This window comes from Flavobacterium sp., from assembly GCF_029242675.1.
GTDB lineage: Bacteria > Bacteroidota > Bacteroidia > Flavobacteriales > Flavobacteriaceae > Flavobacterium.
The window spans coordinates 1-5,252 of sequence record NZ_JAQWTM010000262.1; the positions used below are offsets into that span (position 1 = coordinate 1).

9 protein-coding genes are annotated in these 5,252 nt (G+C 36.7%); 6 read left to right on the plus strand and 3 right to left on the minus strand.

Features of this window, described 5'->3' with window-relative positions; genetic code table 11:
* Positions 1–3: 3 nt before the first annotated feature.
* The 4 genes from P8M54_RS16345 (at position 4) to P8M54_RS09780 (ending at position 2,769) form a co-directional block, all read left to right on the plus strand.
* Entirely contained in the window at positions 4–177 is a 174-nt protein-coding gene (locus P8M54_RS16345; protein WP_366525145.1) for a hypothetical protein, read from the plus strand.
* Positions 178–187: 10 nt separating this feature from the next.
* On the plus strand, positions 188–814 hold the full coding sequence (locus tag P8M54_RS09770; protein ID WP_300287638.1) for a LysE family translocator: 627 nt from the start codon (positions 188–190) through the stop codon (positions 812–814).
* Positions 815–1,492: 678 nt separating this feature from the next.
* Positions 1,493–2,476 carry a replication initiation protein RepM gene (gene repM / locus P8M54_RS09775; RefSeq protein ID WP_340475947.1) on the plus strand — a complete coding sequence of 328 codons (984 nt, stop codon included), beginning with the start codon at positions 1,493–1,495 and terminating at the stop codon, positions 2,474–2,476.
* Entirely contained in the window at positions 2,476–2,769 is a 294-nt protein-coding gene (locus P8M54_RS09780) for a hypothetical protein (protein ID WP_366525146.1), read from the plus strand. The genes repM and P8M54_RS09780 overlap by 1 nt, the downstream gene beginning before the upstream one ends.
* Here P8M54_RS09780 and P8M54_RS09785 read toward each other — a convergent pair.
* Positions 2,766–3,077, minus strand: a complete 312-nt coding sequence (locus P8M54_RS09785; protein WP_004647573.1) for an HU family DNA-binding protein — start codon at positions 3,075–3,077, stop codon at positions 2,766–2,768. The genes P8M54_RS09780 and P8M54_RS09785 overlap by 4 nt on opposite strands.
* A gap of 2 nt (positions 3,078–3,079) precedes the next feature.
* Positions 3,080–3,367: a mobilization protein gene (locus tag P8M54_RS09790; protein WP_300287642.1), complete on the minus strand. Its 288-nt coding sequence runs from the start codon at positions 3,365–3,367 to the stop codon at positions 3,080–3,082.
* A 209-nt stretch (positions 3,368–3,576) separates the two neighbouring features.
* Between P8M54_RS09790 and mobQ the strand changes: the two genes are divergently transcribed.
* On the plus strand, positions 3,577–4,548 hold the full coding sequence (gene mobQ / locus P8M54_RS09795; RefSeq protein ID WP_253135638.1) for a MobQ family relaxase: 972 nt from the start codon (positions 3,577–3,579) through the stop codon (positions 4,546–4,548).
* The gene (locus P8M54_RS09800; RefSeq protein WP_300287643.1) at positions 4,545–5,042 is read left to right on the plus strand and encodes a hypothetical protein; all 498 of its coding nucleotides are present in this window, start codon (positions 4,545–4,547) and stop codon (positions 5,040–5,042) included. Before mobQ ends, P8M54_RS09800 begins: the two co-directional genes overlap by 4 nt.
* Positions 5,043–5,153: 111 nt before the next feature.
* On the opposite strand, the gene P8M54_RS09805 is transcribed toward P8M54_RS09800, so the two are convergent.
* Positions 5,154–5,252 (minus strand): type II toxin-antitoxin system YafQ family toxin (locus P8M54_RS09805; RefSeq protein WP_366525147.1); only part of this gene is annotated, 99 nt, incomplete at its 5' end.

Sequence of the window (5,252 nt, forward strand, 5' to 3'; positions counted from 1 at the left end):
CAGATTTCTCAAAACTCCAATGGTTATCGTGAAGTCGGCTTTGGAGATTTAGGTGCATTTCCTTGCGGGGGGACTCATGTAAAAAACTTATCTGAAATCAATCAGATTAATATTACTGAGTTTAAGTTTAAAAAGGGAAAATTAACCATTAAATACCAAGTTTCAGAAGAGCATTAATGTAATGTGGATGCAATATTTTTCTGAATTCTTAATATTAGCTACTGTTCATTTCCTAGCTGTACTTTTACCGGGTCCTGATTTTATCGTTACGATCAGAAATAGTCTTCGTTATGGATACGGAATAGGTTGCATGACAGCGATAGGTATTGGGATTGGCATATCAATTCATGTGTTCTATACATTGATTGGCGTAGGTATCGTAATTCAGCATAGCTCATGGTTGATGTCTATTTTTCGAGTTCTAGGTGCATTCTACTTAATCTATCTCGGATGGAACTTATTACACGCAAAAGGTCTTCATGTAGATATTTTCAGCGAAAGTAATCAACAAGGCTCTTTAAATAAATGGAAAGCTTTCCGTATGGGGTTTATGACCAACGCTCTTAATCCGAAAGCGACGATCTTTTTCTTATCAATATTTACTACTTTGGTCAGTGTATCTACACCGATGAAGGTGCAAGTTTTTTATGGTGTGTGGATGTGTACTGTTAATGCTTTATGGTTCATTGTCGTGGCCAAAATATTTTCTTACTCAACTATACGTAATCAATTTTTAAAACACAGTAAAGTCTTTGAAAGAATAATGGGCTTAATATTAATAGTTCTTGCTTTAAGTTTGATATTAAAGAATTAAATAGACTATCTAAAGTTAACATAATACACCTTATACGAAATGTGTTATAATTTTCCTTATAAATCAATGCTGTAGTTTCTAGTTTATAGCCCAATCACACCCGATTGGGCTTTTTTTATGACTTTTCACGTTCCACGCCTATTATTTCATCAATGTTTCACAACTTTGATTAGCTCCATTAAATAATTAAAACCTAGATAATAAGAACCGAGCGAGTGTCTACGAGCGATTGAGCATCATCAAAATTTCGCCCTCGCCTTTTCTCTGATTACAAGCTCCCTTTCGATTTTAAACGGTAGGTACAGAGCATCCCGAATGGGTGCGAACTTTGGAGCTTTTGCTTTTAAAAAGCCACGAGCGAAGCGAGTGCCATAGTCCTGTTTTTGCTTTTAGAAGTTAGTACTGAAATTAATTAAAAAAACTGCCCCTCGAAGCGAGGAACGAGCTTCAATAGAGTACGAGCTTTAGCGAGTACCTAGGGCAGTTTTTAGCACTCCCCTCTTTTTAATAATTTTATAATTTTATAATTTTAGATCACTTATTAATATTAATAATCAATTGCTTATATTGCTATATCTATACGTTTATGCAGTCTTATCTATACGTTTATGCAGTATTGCTATACGTATTTAATCGATGTAATATAATTACAACTAAAAAGAATGTATGTATAAAAAAATGGCAAATGATTTAGTTGTTAAAAATAATGCGCTGATTGATGCAAGTTATACCTTGAGCTTAGTAGAACAACGCTTAATTGGATTGGCTTTGGTCAAAGCCAATAATCAGCACCAAGAAATCACCAGTGATACAGTTCTGACCATACATGCAGGGGAATATGCTGAACAATTTAAGGTTGATGGTTCAGTAGCTTATCGAGCATTAAAAGAAGCATCAGAACGGTTGTTTTTACGCTATTTCTCATACACCTTATATGGCTTGGAATTTGGTAAGGAATACACTTTTAAACGTCCCAAAAAGCTAAGAGATTGCGATATACCAACCGTTATGAAATCACGATGGGTACAAAAGATCGGTTATACAGAATCAGAGGGTTTATTACACTTCCAACTTACCAGTGATGTTGTCCTATTGGTTGCTAATTCAAAAGAATATTTCACAAGCTATTACTTATCACAAACTACCGACTTTACCAGTACCTACGCTACTCGATTGTTTGAACTCCTAATGAAATGGAAAAATGTAGGACATATTCCATTTATTGAAATAGAACAATTACGAGGGCAATTAGGTGTAGAACCTAAGCAATATAAAATTATTTCTAACTTTAAGTTGCGAGTCCTAGATGTGGCTGTGGAGCAAGTGAATCAACATTCAGACTATACGATTAAATACGAGCAGCATAAGCAAGGGCGGACAATTATAGGTTTTTCATTCAAATTTAAGCCTAAAGTAGATAAAATCTCAAAAAAAATAGCATCCAAGCAAAATCGTAGTAGCCCCGATTTTTTTATAAAATTGAGCGATCCACAACGCCATTTATTTGCAAATAAAATGTCTGAAATGCCCGAAATGAGTAAATACTCACAAGGTACGGAGAGCTTTCAGCAATTTGCTATTCGTATCGCTGACATGCTTTTAGAGCCTGAAAAATTCAGAGAGCTTTACCCATGTTTAGAGAAAGCAGGGTTTCAAGCATGATGAAATTAACTAACCTATTAGAAGAATTTCAAGGCACTCAAGGTGAATACCTCGACATCGTTAATTATGAAATTGCGAGGGAAAATATATGCAGTTATATCTTCCTATTATCCCGAATATCAAAAAAAGCCGAACCTACCGAAAAAATGCAGATAGAAAGCAAAATAGAGGACTTAATTTACTATCGGGATAATTTGCAGATCGAAGATATAGAAAATATCCAAAAGATCTTAAATGAGCTAATTCCAGAGTATAAAGCCGAACAAGAAAAACAAAGAGCTAAGAAAAATTAGGCTTTCTTCTTAGCTTTACTTTTTTGCTTTGGCTTAACAATAAATTGCTCTCCCAAAGCCTTACCTTGTTTAAAAGTAACGATTTCCTTAGCTTCAATTTTAAGTTTTTCTCCAGTTTTAGGATTGCGTCCCATTCTTTCTGGACGTTGTTTTACTGAAAAAGTACCAAAATCAACTAATCGGACATTTTTTTCTTCAACTAGGGCTTCTGTAATGACTTCAAGAACAGAATTGAGAACAACTCTTGCTTCGTCTTGATTAATATTTAATTTAGGTGCTAATTTGGCAATTAAATCGGCTTTATTCATAATTAATTTTCCTCAATATTTGGTAAGTCAAAAAGCTGTCTATCTCTATTTTCAGTTAAATATTCATTAAGTTCCATGAGTATTTTTTCTTTGTTGGCTTCATTACTTTGCATCTTTTTAATTAAGTAAGAACCGAGCAGAATTTTACGTCGAGTATCGTCCTTTCTTTCCTGTTCTTTTTGCTTTGTTCTTTCTCTTGCCTCGATAGCTTGTTTCTGTGCTTTTAACTGTTTCAGCTTCTCTAACTGGGCTTCAATTTTCTTTTCGATATTTTCAGCAGATTTTGTCATAACGGTTAATTTTAGGATATAGAAAACCACTCAAGCATAAGGCCCTATGAATTGAAATTCAAGCGGGCTATATGCTATCGTGTTTTTCATGAAATGCGCACTTACGACTTGGATTTCATCCAAGTCAAAGTTTGCGTAAGGGGAATCCCCTTAACCCCAAAAAACTGCTACGCAATTTTTTAAAAGCAAAAGCATCTCAAGGCGACTGCATGGCAATCTATCATTGTTCAACTAAAACAGTTAACCGAAGTTCAGGACGAACTGCGGTTGCATCAAGTGCCTATCGTGCAGGTGAAAAACTAGAAGATGAACGCACAGGGCTAACCCATGACTTTACGAGAAAAGACGGTGTCGCCCATTCTGAAATTATCTCTAATTTAGATATTGAAATTGACCGTGGCGAACTTTGGAACTTGGCAGAAAAAACCGAGAACCGCAAAGATGCCCGAACCGCTAGAGAATGGGTGATTGCCCTGCCTGATGAATTAGACGCTGATCAACGTAAGGACTTGGCAAAAGACTTTGCCAGGTCCTTAGTTGATCGCTATGACGTAATCGCAGATTTAGCCATCCATGAACCGAGTAAAGGCGGTAATGATAAAAACCATCACGCCCATATCATGCTCACAACCCGAAAAGCCGAATTGGACGCAGACAATAAACTCACTCTGAACACCAAAACCGATATTGAACTCAGCAACGCCAAACGAAAAAGCCTTGGTATGGGGACAACCCAAGAAGACATTAAGCAAATTAGAGAAACATGGGCAGACTTAGCCAATAAAGCATTGGAACGTGCAGGCTACCGAGAAAAAATAGATCACCGCAGCTATGCCGATCAGAACAACGGACTACAAGCCACCATCCATGAAGGCACCAAAGTCACTCAATTACGCAGACAAGGCATAGACACTGAAATTAGCCGTTTCAATGACAATGTGAAACAGCAGAATACCCAACAACTTGACCAACAGAAACAGCAGAAAGAGAGCGTTTTGCAGCGTGGTTTAAACCGTGTCGATCAAGGTTTTGATCAATGGCAGAGGAACCAAGAAACCAAACGTCTAGAACTGGAACGCCAAGCGGAAATGAAGCGACAGCAAGAATTAGATAAGCAACGAGCCGAGCAAGCACTCCGCAAGGCATCTCAAAAACTAAGTAGAGGCGGAATGTCATTATGAGTAATCAAAATGATCTAGATGACCAGTTATATATTTTATTGGCATCCATGAAGGAATATCGAGAGGCCATAGCAGACGATAACAAGCGATTAGAGCAGTTTTACAACCAAGTCGCTAGTGAAGTGCTAGACAAGGTTGAAAAATCGCTAGAAAACGCAAACAAGAAGCATACTGGTGCATTAAACAACAGTATTCAGGCATTAAACGAAGCTATAAAAAGGCTCAATTTAAAACTTATCCTTATTTTTGCTAGCACGTTTGTTGCTGTGATGATGGTATTCATTTTGGCTATATTCTTATACATACCAAGCAAAGACGAAATTGATGAACGTAGAGCAGATATGGCTGTACTAAAAAAATATCCGCTACAAATTCGAGAAAGTGATGGTGAAACGCTGGTCAGAATTATGACGAAGAAATGCTATTCATTTGAGCCAAATAACGTCAAAAATAAAACTTATGACTGGTGTCGCATCGACCCTAAAAAATACTAGATGATCGGTACTTTGCTTTGTTTTTCTCATTATTAATTAGATTACAGCAAGCGCAAAGTTGCTCGACTTTGAAACATGGCTAAAGCCATCTTTCAAAGCATCGAGCGATAGTCATCCAAAAATTTCGGAATGGCTATCCAACTGATGCAGTTCTAAAATTTCATCACCAACAAGCCTATAGATCAAGACTAAATCAGGCTTCACATGACA